Source organism: Paenibacillus sp. 01T422 (assembly GCF_056398785.1).
Genome location: NZ_JBFTQB010001634.1, coordinates 1 through 478, shown reverse-complemented (window position 1 = coordinate 478; position 478 = coordinate 1). Strand labels below are relative to the sequence as shown.

At 45.7% G+C, this 478-nt stretch carries 1 protein-coding gene; it reads right to left on the bottom strand.

Annotated features, from left to right (window positions below; genetic code table 11):
• Positions 1-3 precede the first annotated feature (3 nt).
• The coding region (locus AC1DUA_RS40525) for a DUF1697 domain-containing protein (protein ID WP_477505006.1) at positions 4-478 on the bottom strand (475 nt) is incomplete at its 5' end.

Sequence of the window (478 nt, the reverse complement as noted above, 5' to 3'; positions counted from 1 at the left end):
GTCCTATAGGCGCGTGGAGTCAGTCATTGCATTAGCTAAAGTAACAAGCTTACTCAGCGTTTTCCAATTTCGCACGGTAGCAGGAACATCGAGCTTGGGAAGGTTATTGGCAAGCTTAGATTTTAGAATGCTGTGTCGGTACAGTAGATAAATTTCTCTTCCTTTTGTTCGTAGCTGGTCATCCTCCGTCTGGTACACTTCAAGACGAGCTAAGCTTTCTTTGGAGGGCTCCTTAGGCAGGAAGGCTACATAGAGGCTTTCTGCATCGGACATAGACTCTGCTACGGCAATTTCGTCTGCGGTGTACGGGCAATTTGYGGCTACGAGATTCAAATCCTCCGCTGTTCTCAAAATCACGGCTAAAGATATATGAAAGACGGCTTCAATCTCATTCTCGATCTGTTTGCGCAACGATTCTTCATCCTGATCGGATTCGAACAAAACATTGCCGCTCTGAATATAAGTCTGAACACGAAGC